General features: G+C 64.9%; 15 protein-coding genes. 11 read left to right on the forward strand and 4 right to left on the reverse strand.

What is annotated here, in order from left to right:
- Nucleotides 1-9: 9 nt before the first annotated feature.
- A complete protein-coding gene (locus NFJ07_RS06245) occupies nucleotides 10-1,197 on the reverse strand; it encodes a 5-(carboxyamino)imidazole ribonucleotide synthase (RefSeq protein WP_269993237.1) in 1,188 nt (395 codons plus the stop codon).
- A gap of 173 nt (nucleotides 1,198-1,370) precedes the next feature.
- Here NFJ07_RS06245 and NFJ07_RS06250 point away from each other — a divergent pair, with 173 nt between their 5' ends.
- Complete coding sequence (locus tag NFJ07_RS06250) at nucleotides 1,371-1,943, forward strand: GtrA family protein (protein ID WP_269993238.1); 573 nt, start codon at nucleotides 1,371-1,373, stop codon at nucleotides 1,941-1,943.
- Here NFJ07_RS06250 and NFJ07_RS06255 read toward each other — a convergent pair.
- Nucleotides 1,930-2,628 (reverse strand): TIGR03089 family protein, encoded by a 699-nt coding sequence (locus NFJ07_RS06255; protein WP_269993239.1) that lies wholly within the window; start codon nucleotides 2,626-2,628, stop codon nucleotides 1,930-1,932. The genes NFJ07_RS06250 and NFJ07_RS06255 overlap by 14 nt on opposite strands.
- A gap of 365 nt (nucleotides 2,629-2,993) precedes the next feature.
- On the opposite strand from NFJ07_RS06255, the gene NFJ07_RS06260 reads away from it, so the two are divergent.
- From NFJ07_RS06260 to NFJ07_RS06270, 3 genes are read left to right on the forward strand one after another with little or no spacing between them, the layout of a single operon-like run.
- Nucleotides 2,994-3,539 carry a WhiB family transcriptional regulator gene (locus tag NFJ07_RS06260; RefSeq protein WP_269993399.1) on the forward strand — a complete coding sequence of 182 codons (546 nt, stop codon included), beginning with the start codon at nucleotides 2,994-2,996 and terminating at the stop codon, nucleotides 3,537-3,539.
- Entirely contained in the window at nucleotides 3,539-6,901 is a 3,363-nt protein-coding gene (locus NFJ07_RS06265) for a glycosyltransferase family 2 protein (RefSeq protein ID WP_269993400.1), read from the forward strand. Before NFJ07_RS06260 ends, NFJ07_RS06265 begins: the two co-directional genes overlap by 1 nt.
- Entirely contained in the window at nucleotides 6,894-8,537 is a 1,644-nt protein-coding gene (locus tag NFJ07_RS06270) for a DUF5719 family protein (protein ID WP_269993240.1), read from the forward strand. Before NFJ07_RS06265 ends, NFJ07_RS06270 begins: the two co-directional genes overlap by 8 nt.
- On the opposite strand, the gene NFJ07_RS06275 is transcribed toward NFJ07_RS06270, so the two are convergent.
- Nucleotides 8,531-9,049: a metallopeptidase family protein gene (locus NFJ07_RS06275; RefSeq protein ID WP_269993242.1), complete on the reverse strand. Its 519-nt coding sequence runs from the start codon at nucleotides 9,047-9,049 to the stop codon at nucleotides 8,531-8,533. The two genes, NFJ07_RS06270 and NFJ07_RS06275, sit on opposite strands and share 7 nt — an antisense overlap.
- A 97-nt stretch (nucleotides 9,050-9,146) precedes the next feature.
- Here NFJ07_RS06275 and NFJ07_RS06280 point away from each other — a divergent pair, with 97 nt between their 5' ends.
- The 5 genes from NFJ07_RS06280 to NFJ07_RS06300 all read left to right on the forward strand — a co-directional run bounded on the left by NFJ07_RS06280 (nucleotide 9,147) and on the right by NFJ07_RS06300 (nucleotide 14,306).
- On the forward strand, nucleotides 9,147-9,521 hold the full coding sequence (locus NFJ07_RS06280) for a DUF3499 domain-containing protein (protein WP_269993244.1): 375 nt from the start codon (nucleotides 9,147-9,149) through the stop codon (nucleotides 9,519-9,521).
- Between the two features lie 186 nt (nucleotides 9,522-9,707).
- Nucleotides 9,708-9,992 (forward strand): Trm112 family protein, encoded by a 285-nt coding sequence (locus tag NFJ07_RS06285; RefSeq protein WP_269993245.1) that lies wholly within the window; start codon nucleotides 9,708-9,710, stop codon nucleotides 9,990-9,992.
- Between the two features lie 42 nt (nucleotides 9,993-10,034).
- Nucleotides 10,035-11,516 carry an adenosylhomocysteinase gene (gene ahcY / locus NFJ07_RS06290; RefSeq protein ID WP_269993246.1) on the forward strand — a complete coding sequence of 494 codons (1,482 nt, stop codon included), beginning with the start codon at nucleotides 10,035-10,037 and terminating at the stop codon, nucleotides 11,514-11,516.
- 119 nt (nucleotides 11,517-11,635) lie between these two features.
- Nucleotides 11,636-12,967, forward strand: a complete 1,332-nt coding sequence (locus tag NFJ07_RS06295) for a L,D-transpeptidase (RefSeq protein ID WP_269993247.1) — start codon at nucleotides 11,636-11,638, stop codon at nucleotides 12,965-12,967.
- A gap of 151 nt (nucleotides 12,968-13,118) precedes the next feature.
- Complete coding sequence (locus NFJ07_RS06300; protein ID WP_269993248.1) at nucleotides 13,119-14,306, forward strand: L,D-transpeptidase; 1,188 nt, start codon at nucleotides 13,119-13,121, stop codon at nucleotides 14,304-14,306.
- A gap of 65 nt (nucleotides 14,307-14,371) precedes the next feature.
- Here the strand turns inward: NFJ07_RS06300 and NFJ07_RS06305 are convergent, their stop codons facing one another.
- Entirely contained in the window at nucleotides 14,372-15,172 is an 801-nt protein-coding gene (locus tag NFJ07_RS06305) for an RDD family protein (protein WP_269993249.1), read from the reverse strand.
- Between the two features lie 138 nt (nucleotides 15,173-15,310).
- Between NFJ07_RS06305 and NFJ07_RS06310 the strand changes: the two genes are divergently transcribed.
- Together NFJ07_RS06310 and NFJ07_RS06315 are read left to right on the forward strand one after the other, a co-directional pair.
- Nucleotides 15,311-16,303, forward strand: a complete 993-nt coding sequence (locus NFJ07_RS06310) for a stage II sporulation protein M (RefSeq protein ID WP_269993250.1) — start codon at nucleotides 15,311-15,313, stop codon at nucleotides 16,301-16,303.
- Between the two features lie 146 nt (nucleotides 16,304-16,449).
- Nucleotides 16,450-17,625 carry a TIGR01906 family membrane protein gene (locus tag NFJ07_RS06315; protein WP_269993251.1) on the forward strand — a complete coding sequence of 392 codons (1,176 nt, stop codon included), beginning with the start codon at nucleotides 16,450-16,452 and terminating at the stop codon, nucleotides 17,623-17,625.
- Nucleotides 17,626-17,654 lie beyond the last annotated feature (29 nt).

Genomic DNA, 17,654 nt, shown 5'->3' on the forward strand with positions numbered 1-17,654 from the left:
TCCCTGCGCTCATGCGGTCTCCTCGGAGGTGGTCTCGGCCGGCATGCGGCCGTCACGGATGATGTCGGCCACTACGGTGGCGCGGTGTCGGATGGAGGCGACGTCTGCCGTCGAGTTGCCCACGAGGTTCACGTGCCCGATCTTCCGGCCGGCCCGCACGGACTTGCCGTAGCAGTGGACCTTTGCGGCCGGTTCGTAGGCGAGGGCCTTGGGGTAGGCGCTGTAGAGATCCTGGTTGTCGCCGCCCAGGAAGTTCTTCATGACCACCACCGGGCCCAGGGCGTCGGTGGCACCGAGCGGAAGGTTGAGGACTGCGCGCAGGTGCTGTTCGAACTGGCTGGTGACGGAGCCATCTTGGGTCCAGTGGCCGGTGTTGTGCGGCCGCATGGCGAGCTCGTTGACCAGGAACCCGACCCCGACGCCGGGGGTTTCGAAGAGTTCCGCCGCCATGACGCCCGTGACTCCGAGTTCATTGGCGATACGCAGCGCTGCCTCTTCGGCTGCCGCAGCAACTTCGACGGGAATGTCTTGGGCCGGCGCAATCACTTCGTCGCAGACGCCATCCACCTGGACAGTGTGGACAACCGGCCAGGCGCGGGATTCGCCGTCGGGGGTCCTTGCAACGAGCGCGGAAAGCTCGCGGCTGAACTCCACCTTCTCTTCGGCCAATAGCGGGCTCATGGCTTCAAACCAGTCCGTGGTGGTCCGGGCGTCGTCGGCGGAATGGATAATGCGCACGCCCTTGCCGTCATAGCCACCGCGGGGGGTTTTCAAGACGATCGGCCAGCCGGCCTGCCCGCCGAAAGCCACCAGGTCCGCGACGCCGTGGACGGCAGCCCATGCCGGATTGGGGAGCCCCAGGCGGTCGATCGCGGCGCGCATCACGAGTTTGTCCTGCGCGTGCACCAGGGCATCAGGACCAGGCTGGACGTTGACTCCGGCCTCGATCAGCGCCCTCAGGTGCTCTGTGGGGACGTGCTCGTGGTCGAACGTCATGACGTCCAAGCCCTGCGAGAACTCAAGGAGCGCAGCGAGGTCCTTGTAGTCGCCAATAGGAGCCGTTGCCACGGCCTGGACCGCGGAAACGTCCTCACCTTCGGCAAGGACCCGGAGTTCAAAGCCAAGAGCGGTTGCGGCCGGGGCCATCATTCGTGCGAGCTGGCCGCCGCCCACCACGCCAATTACAGGAAAAGTCACAAGGTTCAGCCTACCGAACCAGCGGCTGGTTCCTTTATTCTGTTCGCCGCTGGGTCCCGTGCAGCCTCGGTGCGAGGCTGTTGGCGCGGAAAAGTTCGGGAAGCTCCAAGGAATCGGAGCTAAAATGGAGGCTTCGGCCCATCGGCCCCCTAGAACAACGGCCATGGAGGGTCATGATCAACACACTTGCAGATCGCATGCGCGGGCTCGCCTCGCTCTTTTGGCGCGAAGTAGCGAAGTTCGGCGCTGTCGGCGGTGTTGCGTTCGTCATAGATAACGGCTTGACCTACTATCTCATGCACGGCCCGATGTCGGACAGTGAGGCCAAGGCCCGTTTCGTCGGCGCAACCGTGGCCACTGTCTTCTCCTGGATCGCCAACCGCTTCTGGACCTTCCGTCACCGCCGCCAGCAGAACGTGGTGCGAGAGTTCGTGATGTTCATCATCATCAACGGCATTGGCATCGGAATTTCCACCGGTCTGACTGCCATCGCCAAATACGGCATGAACATCCAGGACAAGAACGTCCTCTTCGCTGCAGGCGTCGTCGGCATCCTTGTAGCCACTGTCGTGCGCTTCTTCGCCTACCGCTTCCTGGTGTTCAACAAGGAGCTCGACGAAGAGGAGGCCTTCTCGCATGACCACGAGATCATCGAAGCCCATCACAGGGCCAAGGCCAAGGCCATCCATGCCGCCAGCTCCGAGGCCAGCTCCGATGAAGGCGAAGACGCGGTCAAGCCCCGCTGACGCGCTCGTTGTCCAGCAGGTGCTGGGTGACGTCGACGTCCGGGTGCACCAGGACTACTGAACCGTCTTTATTCCATGCGCCGAGTGCGTCCGCGAGGGCCGACTCCAAACCGTCGGCCGCGCGGACCAGCAGGCGTACGCCGGCGTCGTGTTCCTTGGCGAAGCCGTCCAGCAATTCGCTGTGCGGGTGTCCGGATTCCGGGCGGCGCAGGGCCGGCAGTGCGGCGTCCGGCTCGGCGTGCGCCATGAACACGTCGCCGTGGGAGCGGACTTCAGCCGCGTAGTCCACGACGCCGACCGGCAGTTCTCCCGGCCAGCGCATCGCCAGTGCCGCGAGCGGCACGGCGACGACGGCGTCAAAGTCGGCTCCGGCACCGACGTTAGGGGTGTCTGTGACAAGCAGATCGGCGCTGCCGCCGTCGAGCACCAGCTCCATGCCCAGCTGCCATCCAGCCAGTGCCCACACAAAGGACTTCCAATGGGCCGGCAGGTCCAGGCGAAGGCTCATGCCTGGCTCGGCGTCGAACTCGTCCTGAAGCAGGTTGCTGGTCTTGGCCACCCAGTTATCCAGGACCCGGCCTGAGAGCTCCACCCGTTCGGCGTCCGGCCCGTACCAGGTCAGGCGGGGGGATGTGGCGTGTCCGGAACGCAGGGCTGCCATCAGGTTCATCGCGGGGGTGCTCATGGCTACATCTTGCCACGGGGCGCCCGGCCCGGCGCCGGCACGTGTGAATTGCACCACACTGGGCTGGGGGGTGGCGTCGGCGCGGTGCTCGAGGGGGCAAGTGATTTCCCTGAAATTCAATGAAAATACATCTTAAGTGATTCGAAGCTTCCGTTTTTCGTTGGGGGCGCGCGGGCGGGGCGAAAAAATCCCGGGCGTGGCGCGGCGGGAGTTAGTGCGGAAAGTTGATTATTATCCCGGCGCGGCTTGACGGCTTGGTAGTTACACACGTGTAATTAGATATCGAACGCCGCTGCGGGAGTATCGGGTACATAACCGAGTACCGAATGAGCACGGCAGCAGCTGCAAACATCAGGAGGGACGCCATGGGGCAAGCGTTGCGTATCCAGGAAGATGCAGTCGTCGCGGAATATGCGTCGGTGAAGTACCGATCGCGCGAAGTTCCGGGGGATTGGTATGTTGACCCGGCAGATCCGCAGGCGGCGGACCGCTATATCGAGACCACTCGGGAGTCGTTGGAAGACCAGGCAACTGCCCTTCTTGCTGCCCACGAGGCTCTTGTGGGGGGCGAACCGGTAGATCCGGAGGACGATCTCGACGATCCTCCGATGGAGCTGCGCCGTCCGCTCGACAACCCGGCCCAGCCGGTGTGGATCGGGCTTCCGGGCCAAGGTGACTTCGACGACGAAGGCGAACTTGGCTGGCAGACGGACGCCTTGTGCGCCCAGACGGACCCGGAGGCGTTCTTCCCCGAGAAGGGCGGCTCCACGCGGGATGCCAAAAAGGTTTGCGGTGCGTGCAATGTCCGTTCGCAGTGCCTTGAATACGCACTCGCCAACGATGAACGTTTTGGTATCTGGGGCGGGCTCTCCGAGCGTGAACGCCGCAGGCTGAGGAAGCGAGCGGTCTGATTCTCAAGGCAGTACACGTTACCGCCGTCGTCGTCTCGCACGACGGCGGTAGCTACCTCCCCAGAACCCTGGCGGCCCTGCTGGACCAAACGCGTCCGGCAGATGCCGCCATTGGCATTGATACGGGCTCCCGGGACAAGTCCGCCGCGTTGCTGCAGCGGGCTCTCGGTAAGGCCAATGTCACCGGCACAGGCGAACACAAAGTGGGCTTCGGCGCGGCCGTCATAGCCGGCCTGGCCCGTTCGGCCCCTTCGCGGGAGCCGGGAACCGTGGAATGGATCTGGTTGTTGCACGACGACGCCGCTCCCGCCCCGGATGCACTCGCCGAGCTGCTTCAGGCAGTCGAGCGCGCTCCCTCGGTCACTGTGGCCGGTTGCAAGCAGTTGGCTTGGGATGCGGAACGCAGGCTCATCGACGCCGGCCTGTCCACGAGCCGCTGGGCCGAACGGCTCACGCTCATTGAAGCCGACGAACTCGACCAAGGCCAGTACGACGGGCGCACGGACACTTTCGCGGTGAATTCCGCAGGCATGCTGATCCGCCGCGATGCCTGGGAGCAGCTGGGCGGTTTTGACCCTGCCCTTCCGGGCGTGGGAGACGACGTCGATTTCTGCTGGCGCAACTGGCTTGCGGGCAACAGGGTTGTGGTGGTCCCGGCGGCGCGCATGTTCCACGTCGAGCACCGCCCCCACGGCCTCGCGACACCTGCCGCCGCCCGCAAGAGCCAAGTCCATTTGAGGCTCACCCACGCTTCGCCGTGGAAGGTTCCGCTGCACGCGCTCGGCGCGTTGCTCGGGAGTATGGTGAGGCTCGTCTTGAGCATCCTCGTCAAAGAGCCGGGTTACGGGATTTCCCAGCTTGGCGCCACCGTGGCGGCGCTCGGCCGTCCCAGGGCGATTTGGCGTTCCAGGCGGAACGCGGCCCGGACACGCCGCGTGCGACGCTCGATGGTCAAGGGTCTGCAGACTCCGCGGCGCGAGGTGTGGGCCCACCGCCGCTCCCTCGTCGAGGCGATTGGCGCGGACGAATTCCAGGAGACTGATTCCCTGGCTCCGGAACCGAGTGGCGATGCCGGTGACGATTTCGTGGCCCTCGCAACGAATGAGCGTGGTTGGATCGGCACGGGCGCGGTGGCCGCCGGATTTGTTGCGCTGGCTGCTTCCATCGTGGGGCTGCTGGGGCTCCTGGGGGCAAGCGGGGTGACAGGCGGAGGCCTCTTGCCGTTGTCCGCATCCAGTGACATTTGGCGGTCCGCGTCCAGCTGGTGGATCAGCTTGGGTGCCGGCTTGCCCGGACATGGGGATCCGTTCGCCTACATCCTGTGGCTTGTGTCAATGCTCGGGGGAAGCGACTCCAACACAGCCGCCGTGTGGCTATTGTTGCTGGCCATGCCGCTGTCAGGCCTGGGCGCCTGGTTTGCCGCGGGCGCGATGACCACCCTGCGCCGTTACCGTTTCATTGCGGCGCTGGTCTGGGCCGCAGCGCCAGCCCTCCAAGTCGCATTGAACCAAGGAAGGGCCGGCGCCCTTCTGGCCCACGTGGCGATGCCCCTGCTGGTGCTGGCCCTCTTTCGGGCCACTGGATCGGCGCTAGGGCGCGGCACTACGTTGGACCAGCAACAGAATCACCAGCAGATCCAGCCGTCCGGCTACGCCGCAGCGAAGCCATTGCCAGCGAAGCCGTTGCCGGGCAAGCCGGGCGCCAACGGCACTCCGTCGTGGACGGCTGCCGCCGCGGCCGGCCTGGCGCTGGCTGTCGTGACAGCTTCTGCGCCGTCCCTGCTACCTCCCTTTGCCGTCCTCATTGTCTTTTGCGGCATCGCCTTGGGGCGGCGCGGGCGGACCATATGGTGGTCACTGCTTCCGAGCGCCGCGCTCTTTGCACCGTATGTCCTCTCGGTCCTGGAACGGCCCCGCGCCCTGTTGGCTGATCCGGGCCTCCCGCTGGGGTTCGACGCCGCACCGTTGTGGCAGCAATTGCTTGGCCAACCCTTGAAATTCGATGTCAACGGCGGTTTGGCCGGCTTGGCACTATTTGGCCCGTCGGGTATTCCGTGGGCATTGGCACTTGCCCTGCTGGTCGGCGCTCCGGTCCTGCTCCTGTCCGTTGCCGCACTCTTTGTGCCCGGACGGCGGTCCCGCGTCACGCGTTTCCTTTGGGCCGGGGCCCTCTTGCTCCTGGCTTGGGCATGGCTCGCCGGACATGTGGCGACTGGCGCCGACGGCAACCTGCTCGTCGCACCTTTCACCGGTCCGGCAGTTTCCGCCGCCGGGTTCGCGTTCCTGGCAGCGGCGTTGATCGGTGCCGATAACCTCCTCCAGCTGAAAGCCAAGGCAGACGACGGCCGCCCGGTCCGGCGCGCGGCAATGCGAACCGTCTCCGCTGTCGCAACCCTTCTCCTCATTGCCGGCCCCCTTGCCAGCATGGGCCTATGGGCAACCCAGAATGTCCTGGCCAGCGCAGACACCTCGCCTTCGGCCAGTGGCGCGCTTGGCACGCCGCGGCTGGTCCAGCCCTTAGGGCAGGGCACTCTGCCCGCCACCGCCGTCGACCACGGCCAGGGGCCGGAACAGACCCGTACGCTGGTCATCACCGCCGGTGAGAACGGTGGCTACACGTCATCCCTCATGCGCGGGGCCGGGACTACGTTGGACTCGCTTTCCACGGTCGCAGCCGCACGTTCCATCGTGGGATCACCAGGGCAGGAACTCCTTGTGGCCGACGACGACGCTACCGCGTCCATCCGGAACGCCGTAGCCACGATCGTCGCGGGAACAGGCGTAGACCCGCGGCCCGCCCTTGAGCAGCTCGGTGCCGGATTCGTGGTTCTGAAGTCAGCCGACACCGCTGCCCAGTTGACGGCCAACCGGATCGATTCCGTTCCCGGCCTGGTGGCGGTGGGCAAGACCGATTCCGGGTGGTTGTGGCGTGTCACGCCGCTCAACCAGGCCGCCGCGGCCGACGCCGAAACCGCCCACCGTGTCAGGGTAGTGGATGCCAATGGTGCCGTTGTTGCCCTCTTGCCTTCCCTCGGAACCTCTGCCGCCGGCAGCATCCCGGCAGGCGGGGACGGACGCCTGGTAGTGCTCGCTGAGCGGGCAGACACTGGCTGGAGCGCTTGGCTGGATGGCCGCCAATTGAGCCCGACGACGTCCGGATGGGCCCAAGCATTCACCTTGCCGTCCGCAGGCGGCCAGATCGAGATCCGCTACACCACGGTTTGGGAGCCTTGGCTCGGCATTCTGCAGGCCGTAGTTATTGGGTTGACCGTCCTGCTGGCCATCCCCATGCCCGCCCGCAGGCCGAAGACCGGCTTCCTGAAGGAACAAAACTCTCTCCGTAAGGAGTACAGCAGTGTCTGACAACCAAGACCCGGCACCCGAGGTCAGCGCGGGGTCAAGGAAGCGCGGCCAGCGCAAAGCCGGGAACAAGAACAAGGCCGTTGTGTTGGGGGCGCTTTCCGCTACGTTGCTCCTTGCTGCAGGGGCCGGGGTGGTGTCGGCAGCATCCATCCTGCCTTCCCCGTCGGGAAGCAAAACCCTGGACATGGCGCTTGCGGATGTCCCGGCAGGCAGGACAACCGCAGTGTGTCCGGCACCTCCCCGCCTCGCCGAGGGAACCGCGGCGGGCACCGACACCCAGTTCAGCCCTGTTTCACGTTCAGCAAAGAGCTTCCTGGATGCGGTGGTGCTCAGTGACGCCACCGGATCCGTTCCCGGGAGCAACCTCGCTTCGCTGGGTGGCTCCGCTATCGCCGATATTGCCAAGCCTCCCGCCGCCACCCAGCCCCCGGCGTCAGGGCCTCCCGTCCTGAACGCCGGCGTCGTGGCCCAGAGGCCCGCAGGCGACGTCACTGTGGTGGGCGCAGATCCCATCGGCGGACAGATGGCCGCGGTAGCGGGATTGATGAGCTACACCGCCGGCGACGGCGACCTCCGCGGCCTGGCGGCAGCACCGTGCCAGCAACCGGTCAACGATTCATGGCTCCTGGGAGCCAACACCGCACTGGGGCGGACCGCGGTTTTGAACATCAGTAATGCCTCGGGCACACCGGCGACAGTCAATCTTGACCTGTTCGGTGCCCGTGGACAGATCCAAGCCCCGGACAGCCGTGGCTTGCTCGTTTCGCCAGGAACTACCCGGTCCATCAACTTGGCCGGACTGGCCCCGAACGAGGGCCAGCTCTCAGTGCATTTGCGCAGCAGCGGCGGCCCGGTCGCGGCAACCATCCAGCAGAGCGTTCTCCGTGGCCTCACCGCCGGCGGTGTCGAGCTCATTACCCCGGGTGCCAGCGCCGCTGATTCCCAGGTCATGACCGGGGTGGACGTCCAGGACCCGGCCGCCGTCAAGTCACTCGCGGACAAGCCCGGTTTTGCCGACGTCGTTCCGGCCTTGCAGATCACCGTCCCCGGTCCTGTGGACGCCGTGGTGGATGTGCGTTTGTTCGGGCCGAACGGCCAGCGCGCTTTGCCCGGTGGGGGAGCGGTGACCGCCAAAGCGGGTTCGGTTACCGAAGTGCCGCTCACGGGCGTCCCGGCCGGCATGTATACCGTCAGCGCTACTTCGGACGTTTCCTTCGCCGCGTCCTCCCGCGTAACGCGGGGACTCAAGGCTGGGGATCCGGTTGATTTCGCCTGGTCTCCGGCCGCGGTACGTTTGGGCAGCCAGCATGTGGTGGCGGTGCCCCAAGGCGGCACTCGCTTCCTTAGCTTCGGCGTGCCGACGGGCCGGGCCACGGTCAGTTACACGCCGGTCACCTCGGACGGCAAGATACACAAAACGGAAACCGTCGACATCGCCGGGGGGACCACCTCCGTCATCGGCGTTCCGGATAAGTCCGACGGCGCCGCGATTTCCGGCTACATCGTGTCCGCGGCAGGGGACGCGGCCTACGGCGCGCTCGTGCTTGAGGAGGGCGAGCAATCCGGGGTTTCGGTCCTGACCATCCAGGACGGCGCTGCCGGCCATGAAAAAGTACAGGTCACCCTGGGTTACTGATAACGACGGCGGTAAACGGGGTCCAGGGTCTCCGGCGGTACTCCGAGCATCTCGGCGGTGTACTCGACGACGACGTCGTGCACCAGGTCCTGGAGGTCCTCGCGGCCGCCGGTGGTGTGCTCGACGACGCGCCGATAGATGGTGATGACGGGTCCTGCGCCGTGGGCCGCCGGGGTGTAAGAGCCCAGCGGTGCCGCGGTTCCCTCGGCCACCAGTTGCTCAAGGTTTGGCGGGATCTCGTCTACGGCGAACGCGACGCCGTCGAGCCGTTTGCCCCACATGTCCTGCAGCCGTTCCGCGGAATCGAGCACGAGGTCGTCGAACCTTTCGGCACGCGTCCGGTAGCCGGGAAGGTTGGGAAGGATGATTTCACCGCGCAACCCCCGCCCATGGCGGTTCCTGCGGCGCTCCCTGAAGCCGCGTGCGGACGCGCCCGCCGTCGTCGTTTCCTGGCTGTCCTCGGTGCCGGACAAATGGACTGTGAAGCCCGGAACGTGGTGCTGTGACTGCATATATCGACTTTAGTCCCGTGATTCGGCCAACGCGACATAATGCCCGCAAAGAGGCAATGCACCGCGCCGCGGCGAAGTGCGGCTAATCTGGGATGTTGTGGGTGCAATTCGTCAGTGTTCCAGATCAGCTTGCCGCCAGTCCGCGGTGGCTACTTTGACGTACGTCTACGCCGAATCCACGGCAGTGCTTGGTCCGTTGGCCACGTATGCCGAGCCGCATTCCTACGATCTGTGCGCGCAGCATGCCGAGTCGCTGACTGTACCGAGGGGCTGGGAAGTCATGCGACTGGCCATGCCGTCCTCCCCGCCCCAGCCCGGGCCGGACGATCTCCTTGCCCTGGCCAACGCCGTGCGCGAAGCCGCATCGGCCCCGGCCGTACCGGAACAGCGGACTGTCCGCGCCCCCTTTGACGGGCCGGCCCCGGTAGAGGGAACCAGGCGCCATCTGCGCATCCTGCGCGATCCCTCCTGATCCCGCAGGGCAACACACAGGGCAACCCAGGGCACCAGGAACTGCACGTCGTCTGACCGCGTGTGTCGCCGCTCCCTGTGTGACGCGCTTTGTGACAACGTGCGCTGCGCCGCCGGGTTGTACTCTGGAAGCTGCCATATCTGTCCAAAGCGGCGTCCGCGAGATGCCATCCAGGGAGCTTCAACCATGCCAAAGGTCAGTCCTGAATTGTTGTCCATCCTGAGGTGCCCGGTCACCGGGTCCCCGCTGGAGCAGGACGGCGAGGAACTCGTCTCGACGGCGGATGCCGCTTCGGGCGAAAAGCTCCGCTATGCCATCCAGGACGGAATCCCCTTGCTGCTGCCTCCGGAGTTGCTGGCCGCAGCCAACGCCGCTGCCTCGGACCAGCACGACGCAGGCCAGCACGACGCAGGCCAGCACGACGCAGGCCAGCACGACGCAGGCCAGCACGACGCAGGCCAGCACGCCTGAGCCCCACCTGACTTGACCATTCGGTACTTCCAAAGGATTTCCATGACTTTCGATTACAAGGTTGCAGACATCTCCCTGGCTGAAGCCGGGCGCCACCAGATCCGCCTGGCCGAGCACGAAATGCCGGGCCTCATGTCGCTGCGCGCCGAGTTCGGTCCGAGCCAGCCGCTCAAGGGCGCACGCATTGCGGGATCCCTGCACATGACCGTGCAGACCGCGGTGCTCATCGAGACGCTGACGGCCCTCGGCGCCGAGGTCCGCTGGGCCTCTTGCAACATCTTCTCCACGCAGGATGAGGCCGCTGCCGCCGTCGTGGTCGGCAAGGGTACTGTCGAGGATCCCCAGGGTGTTCCCGTGTTCGCCTGGAAGGGCGAGACCCTCGACGAATACTGGTGGACTGCCGAGCAGATCCTCAGCTGGCCGGGCGCCGACTCGAACCCGGAGTTGGGCCCCAACATGATCCTCGACGACGGCGGCGACGCCACGCTGCTGGTCCATAAGGGCGTCGAGTTCGAAGCCGCAGGTGCGGTGCCGGTTGCCACGGAAAGCGATCCCGAAGAGTATGCACTCATCCTCGATGTGCTGCGGAATAGCCTTGCCGCCGACCCGAAGAAGTGGACGCGCATCGCCGCAGGCATCCGTGGCGTGAGCGAGGAAACCACCACGGGTGTGCACCGCCTCTACCAGCTCGCCGAACAGGGCAAGCTCCTGTTTCCGGCCATCAACGTCAACGACTCGGTGACCAAGAGCAAATTCGACAACAAGTACGGCATCCGCCACTCCCTGCCGGACGGCATCAACCGCGCCACGGATGTCCTCATGGGCGGCAAGGTCGCCGTCGTCTGCGGCTATGGCGACGTCGGCAAGGGCGCCGCTGAGGCGCTCCGCGGCCAGGGTTCGCGCGTGATCGTGACGGAGATCGACCCCATCTGCGCGCTCCAGGCAGCCATGGATGGCTACCAGGTGGCCAAGCTGGATTCGGTGTTGGAACAGGGCGACATCTTCGTCACCACTACCGGCAACAAGGACGTCATCATGGCCTCCGACATGCTCCGCATGAAGAACAAGGCGATCGTGGGCAACATCGGCCACTTCGACAACGAGATCGACATGGCCGGACTGGCAAAGATCCCCGGCGTCCAGAAGGTCGAAATCAAGCCGCAAGTCCACGAGTGGGTGTTCGCCGCAGCCGACGGCCGCGAAGAGCGATCGATCATCGTGCTTTCCGAAGGCCGCCTCCTGAACCTGGGCAACGCGACCGGCCACCCCTCGTTCGTCATGAGCAACTCCTTCGCCAACCAGACGATCGCCCAGATCGAGCTGTGGACCAAGAAGGACCAGCCCGAGGCCGAGCGCGAATACTCGAACCAGGTTTACGTGCTGCCCAAGATCCTCGATGAGAAGGTCGCCCGCCTGCACCTGGATGCTTTGGGCGTGGAACTGACCGAACTCAGCAAGGAACAGGCGGAATACCTGGACCTTGACGTTGCCGGGCCGTACAAGCCGGAACACTACCGGTACTGAGAACACCGGCTGGGGGCACGCCGGCAGGCGGGCTCCCAGCCAATATCAAGCCACGTCCTTTAGGATGCGGCTGTGGGGCGTGGGCTTTTTGGGGGGCGTGAGTTTTGGAGAAAACAGGAATGGGTCTTAATCCCGACGGCGAGCAAGCAGACAGTATCGAGCATGTGGACGCCGCGCGGCTCTTCGACACTGAGCAGGATAGTGGCAGTGCCGGGCACGTGGACACTGCACTCACGAAGCGAAGCAGGTTCCGGAAGGTTGCCTGGATCGTGGTTGTCTGCCTCATTGCCGCGCTCAGTGGCACGTTCGCTGCAGTGGCCCCGCATGCGGCCAGTGCGGCAATCGAATCCGAGGGATCCTCAGGTGAACGCAGCGAGGCGGCAGCCGTGCTGCCCGTCGTGAAGCCTGCCACGGTGGTTGCCTCGCCTGCGAGCGGGGCCAAGCAAGTGAACCCGGCGGCGCCCGTCACGATCAGCGTCAAGGACGGAACCCTGGACAGAGTCTCCCTGACGAGCGCCGAAGGAAAGGCTATCGATGGTGCGTTGACCCCGGATGGGCTGAGCTGGACCGCAACCACGCCCCTCGAATTCAACTCCTCGTACACTTTCAATTACACCGTTGCGGATGCCGCCGGCCGGGCAACGTCGAAGACCGGATCCTTCACGACGGTTTCCACGCAGAACGAGGCAGACGCCGCCATGTACCCCCTGGATGGGTCGAAGGTAGGCGTGGCGCAGCCTCTCCAGCTCACGTTCAGTGAACCCGTGGTTAACAAAGCCGCCGTCGAGAAGGCCATCAAGGTCACGTCCACGTCGGGCCAAGTCGGTGCCTTCCACTGGTTCAGCGACACCATGGTGCGCTACCGCCCGGAGAACTTCTGGGCAGCGAACAGTACCGTGACAGTGGACCTCAAGCTGTTCGGGGTGGACTTCGGCAACGGCCAGATCGGCAACTTCAACAAGACGAACACCTTCAAGATCGGCGATAAGAAGGTGGCGGTGGCCGACGCGGTTGCCCACACGTTCACGGTCAGTGTCAACGATCAGCAAGTGGGCCAATGGCAGGACACCATGGGCGACACCAGGTTCCCTTCCGCGCGCGGCTACTTGGTGCTCATGGAAAAGTACCGGGTAGAGCACATGGATGCCTCCACCATCGGCCTTAAGCCGGGAGATCCGGCCTATTACGGACAGCTTGACGTCAACTACGCCACGCGCCTGACACCCAGCGGCGAGTTCATCCACCAGGCCACCGACTCAGCCTTGCCGTACATCGGCGTTACGAACCTCTCCCACGGTTGCATCGGTCTGGGACCTGACGGTGCGAAATGGGTGTACGACAACATGACAACCGGAGACGTCGTCCAGGTGGTCAATACCCAGGGCGACTACGCCAATTTCGACGATGGCTTTGGCGACTGGAACATCCCCTGGGCGCAGTACGCCAATTGATCAATACGCCAACTTCCGGCACGGTTCGGACGCATTAGTACCCCCGGTAGACTTGGCGGGTCAGTCTTGGGGGCTGGCTTTCTGCAGGGGGATGTGGAGTTGCACTATGGGGTCGCAGAGGAAACGCAAAACCGGGAAGATTCTCGGAATCATGGGGATTTGTGCTGGCGTCGCGGCCGGAGGAATCGGCGTTGCAACCGCCCCTCGTTGGCTGGAAACGGCGGTTGAATCGGAAGCGGGATCGCCGCAGCGTACCGACGCCGGGCCAGCGTCCTCAGTCGTCAAGGCAGTGGAACTGGGCATCACTCCGCTTGACGGTGCCCGCGAAGTGAATCCCGCCGTCGGGCCATCCGTGAAGGCCGTGCATGGCACGCTGAAGGGCGTTGAACTAGTCCCGGTCAAAGGCGGTATGGCCATCAAGGGAACCATCAGCGGCGACGGCAGCACCTGGTCCACGCTGGAGCCCCTGAAGTTCAACACCGAGTACCGTTACGGGTTTACCGTTGTTGACGGCGCGGGCCGGGAAACCCGGAAGACCCAAACTTTCACCACGGTATCCACGCCCAACGAGGCCAATGCCGTGCTGTTCCCCCACGACGGTTCCATCATGGGTTCGGGGCAGCCCATCGAAATCAACTTCAGCGAGCCTGTGGCCGATAAAGCCGCCATGGAACTGTCCGTGAAGATTGGTGTTTCCTCGGGCCAGGAAGTGGCCTGGCGCTGGTATTCGGACCAGAAGGTGCGGATCCGCCCGAAGACATTCTGGGCAGCCAACACGAGCGTCACAATGGATTTGCCCTTGTTCGGCAGGGATTTCGGCAGCGGAATGATCGGCAACTCCAACGTCAAGGCCACGTTCACGACCGGTCCGCAGCGGATCGCGGTGGTGGACGACGCCACCAAGACCATGAAGGTGTATTTTGACGGCGCACTCGTCAAGACGGCTCCCGTCACCCTCGGCAGCCCGGACTGGCTGTCGCCCACCGGCTATGCCGTGATCATGGAGCAGGAACGCCACTCCAAGTTCAACGCCGGCAGCATCGGCCTCAAACCCGGTGACAAAGGCTACTACGCACCGCTCGTCGTCGAGCACGCCAACCGGCTCACGAACTCGGGGGTCTATGTGCACCAAGCGCTTCCATCAGCCTACGGAGCCGTTGGCGCAAGCAACGTCTCCCACGGCTGTGTTGGCTTGCTCCCGGCTGACGCCGCCTGGTTCTTCAACAACATGCGAACGGGGGATGTGGTGCAGGTCCTGAACACCGGCGCCCCGGCGGTGGAGCCCCTTGAAGGCTTCGGCGACTGGAACATTGCCTGGGCCAGCTACGCGAAGCGCTGAGCGCTGCCGGGACTTGCCGCAGTGCTGCCCGACGGCGGGGCGCACCTTGCATGCCGCGCGCTTGGCTAGCGCGTGAACGGGAGCTTGTTGAGTCGATCCCCGACGATGGCGCTGCGTTGTTCTGCGCGGCGCAATCGTTCCAGTTCGCGGTTTCGCCGCTCGCCCAACACCGCGTGCAAGTAGCCTTCCGGCGTCGTTCCGGGCGGCGGCGGTGGGGCGACGTAAGCCGCGAGTTCGGTTGCGAGGGCTGCGGCCAGGCTGGCGCGCGAGTCCGGAGCCATCCGGGAGGCCTGCTGGATGAACTGTGACGCCCGCCGCGCGGTGCCGTCCGGAACCCTGCCGATATCCGCGAGTCCCACCCATGCCTGCAGGTGCGGAGGAGCGTAGGGGAGGATTTTGGGTTCAGCAGGAACGCGCTGCCTGAGCGAATAGCTTCCGGCCACGACGTCTCCGAGCCTCTTCGACTTGTCGTTGAAGAGCGCCACGGCGATGGCCAATCCGCCGAACGTCGCGTAGATCTCCAGGAAGCCGATCAACCCTCGGATCACCGCGTGCCGGAAGCGGATGGATCCGCCGTCGTCGCGCACGATCCTGAGACCGGTAGCCAACTTGCCCAGCGAGCGGCCGCGGCTCAGCGTTTCCACCGCCACGGGCACCACGACGAAGCACAGCACCACGCTGGACAGGGCCATCGCACGGACGGCGTCCACGTCCACATCCCGTGCCACCACGCTGAGCAGGAGCAATAGACCGAACAGCAACACAACATGAACCAGGACATCGAGCATGAGCCCGAGGGCCCTCGCCCCGAACGATGCCGGCCGCAGTTCAAGGACCACGGCCTCGCCGGTAATGATCGAACTCAAGCCTGCCCCCAAGCATTGCCACTTGTCTGCGGGACCGGACGGCTCCCGCTGGATCGAGTCTAACCGCGGCCACGGATCTGGAGCAGGGGGTGCGGGGATGGTGGGACTGTTTGGGAGGGTTGGGATTAGGGTAGAGCCGTGGACATGGATGCCTTCTCTGTCGTGAACGGGACCAAATGGTCCCGCTTGCACGAGCTCGCGCACAAACGACGCCTTGACGGCGGTGAAGCCGACGAGCTTCTGCGTTTGTACCAAGTGGTGTCATCACACCTGTCCCTCATCCGGTCGGTGGCCCCGGAGAGCGCACTCTCCGCATCTTTGTCGGCGGCCCTCGCCCAGGCCCGTACCCGCTTCACCGGGGCGCGGTCGAATTTCATGGAAGACCTCGCCCGCTTTTTTGTGGTGTCCCTGCCGGCCGCGTTCTACCGCTTGCGGTGGCTCACGGTCTGCTGCGGGGTTTTCTTCTGCCTTGTGGCTGCGGCCTACACGCTCTGGATCGGAACGTCCCCGGAAGCCTTGAGGGCCCTGGGAAGCAGCGACGCCGTCAAGCAATACGTCGACCATGACTTCGTTGGCTACTACTCAGAGAACCCTGCTGCGTCCTTCGCAGGCGCTGTCTGGACGAACAATGCTTGGATCGGGGCGCAGGCCGTAGCCTTGGGCATCACCGGCTTCTGGGTGCCGTACATGCTCTTCTCGAATGCACAGGGCCTGGGAGTCGCTGCGGGTGTGTTTGCCGCCACCGGCAAGATGGATGTGTTTTTCAGCTACATCCTCCCGCACGGCCTCATGGAGCTAACGGCGGTGTTCATCGCCTCCGCCGCCGGGCTCCGCATTTTCTGGGCCATGGTTTCGCCAGGCCCGCGGCGCAGGATGCAGGCAGTCGCGGAAGAGGGGCGTTCCCTGATCACAGTGGCTCTAGGCCTGGTGCTTGTCCTGTTCGTTTCCGGACTCGTCGAGGCTTTTGTGACGCCCAGCCCGCTTCCGGTATGGGCCAAGATCCTGATCGGTTCCCTCGTTCTCGCGGCATACTGGGTCTATGCGTTGGTGTTGGGCGGACGGGCGTTCCGTGCCGGCGCCACAGGCGACCTGGACGCAAACGACGCCGGTTACCGGGAGATAGCCGCCTGACGGCGCTCGGGCCCGGCCGCAATCCGACGTTCGCCGGGGTGGCTCATCGTCTCTCCGCGAGGGCTGACGGTAGGCTCAAAGGCAGAGAAGATTGCCAGCGGACCGTTCCTGCTCCGGCATGTGAATCCTACGGAAGTGAAATCGAAGTGACCGAGAAGAGCCCGATCCCCAAAGACCCGGACGCGGATACCCACGACGACGGCGATGAGCCGGCCTTCGAATGGATGAAGCCTGCCCCCAAGTCAACGCCCGCTGACGCTCGCCCGGCACAGGCCGCTGACGCACGCCCGGCACGGGCTGCTGACGGAGCCCAAGACTCTTCGACGAAGCGTTTGCCTGAAGAGGGCAAGCCGGGAGCTGCGTCCGCGCCAGGACAACAGCCGGAGAGCAGGGCAGACCGCAAAGCCGCTGAGGCAGCGGAAGCCGGGCCGGAACCGGCCCTCTTCGCCGAGCCCCTGCCGACGTCGGCCCTTCAGGTCCGCCCTCCGGAAGCCGAGGTGGAGCGACGCAACCACGAGCGCGAGCAGGCTGCCAACGCCAAGCCGGTGGCGCCGCGCATCTTCCAGGTCCTGCTGGCCGTTTTCTACCCAGTGGTGCTCTTGGTGCTGGCAATCCGCGCGGTGGCGAGTCCGCTGTTTTTGTGGGTGGAGTACTACCGGCCGGGATTCCCCGGCGATGGCTACGGCTTCAACGCCGATGACCGGATGACCTATGGTTCCTATGCCTTGGACTATCTCAGCAACTGGTCCGGGCCACGCTACTTGGGCGAGCTCGTCAACCAGAACGGCGAGAAGCTGTTCAAAGAGGGCGAAGTTTCCCACATGGCCGACGTCAAGACGGTGATGCTCTCCGCGTTCGGTGCCGGCGCCCTCATGATCATCATTGGCATCGTCGCAATGCTGTACCTGCGCAAGCGAAGCACGGGCGGAATCCGCCGCGGCCTGTTTGCCGGTTCGATCGTCACCGTGGTGCTCATCCTGGGACTGGGCACGCTTGCGGCACTGGGCTGGCAGCAGTTCTTCACGGACTTCCACCACATCTTCTTCGCCAACGGCACTTGGACATTCGCGCTGGACGACACCTTGATCCGCTTGTTCCCGGGACAGTACTGGATGGACTCCGGAATTGCGATCGGCGCTTTGGTCTCCATCACGGCCCTGCTGACCCTCATCTTCACCTGGCCTACCCGCCGTCGTCGCGGGCTCTCTCCCAAGAACGAAGCTGCTGCGGAAGGCGCCGCGAATGCGGCGGATACCGACGCGGATACCGACTCGGTGGCCCGCGCGGAGGCCGGCACGCCGGCCGGGACGCGCGAGAAGTAGCACTTCGGCAACAACGAAAAAGCGGTCCG

Origin of the sequence: Arthrobacter sp. B2a2-09 (assembly GCF_027587375.1) — a bacterium.
In the GTDB taxonomy this organism is placed as follows: Bacteria; Actinomycetota; Actinomycetes; order Actinomycetales; family Micrococcaceae; genus Arthrobacter.

Bases quoted from the DNA above. Each gene is read 5' to 3' on its own strand.
- NFJ07_RS06250 (WP_269993238.1), top strand. From the start codon at position 1,371: ATGATCAACACACTTGCAGATCGCATGCGCGGGCTCGCCTCGCTCTTT.
- NFJ07_RS06255 (WP_269993239.1), bottom strand. From the start codon at position 2,628: ATGAGCACCCCCGCGATGAACCTGATGGCAGCCCTGCGTTCCGGACAC.
- NFJ07_RS06260 (WP_269993399.1), top strand. From the start codon at position 2,994: ATGGGGCAAGCGTTGCGTATCCAGGAAGATGCAGTCGTCGCGGAATAT.
- NFJ07_RS06275 (WP_269993242.1), bottom strand. From the start codon at position 9,049: ATGCAGTCACAGCACCACGTTCCGGGCTTCACAGTCCATTTGTCCGGC.
- NFJ07_RS06285 (WP_269993245.1), top strand. From the start codon at position 9,708: ATGCCAAAGGTCAGTCCTGAATTGTTGTCCATCCTGAGGTGCCCGGTC.
- ahcY (WP_269993246.1), top strand. From the start codon at position 10,035: ATGACTTTCGATTACAAGGTTGCAGACATCTCCCTGGCTGAAGCCGGG.
- NFJ07_RS06295 (WP_269993247.1), top strand. From the start codon at position 11,636: ATGGGTCTTAATCCCGACGGCGAGCAAGCAGACAGTATCGAGCATGTG.
- NFJ07_RS06300 (WP_269993248.1), top strand. From the start codon at position 13,119: ATGGGGATTTGTGCTGGCGTCGCGGCCGGAGGAATCGGCGTTGCAACC.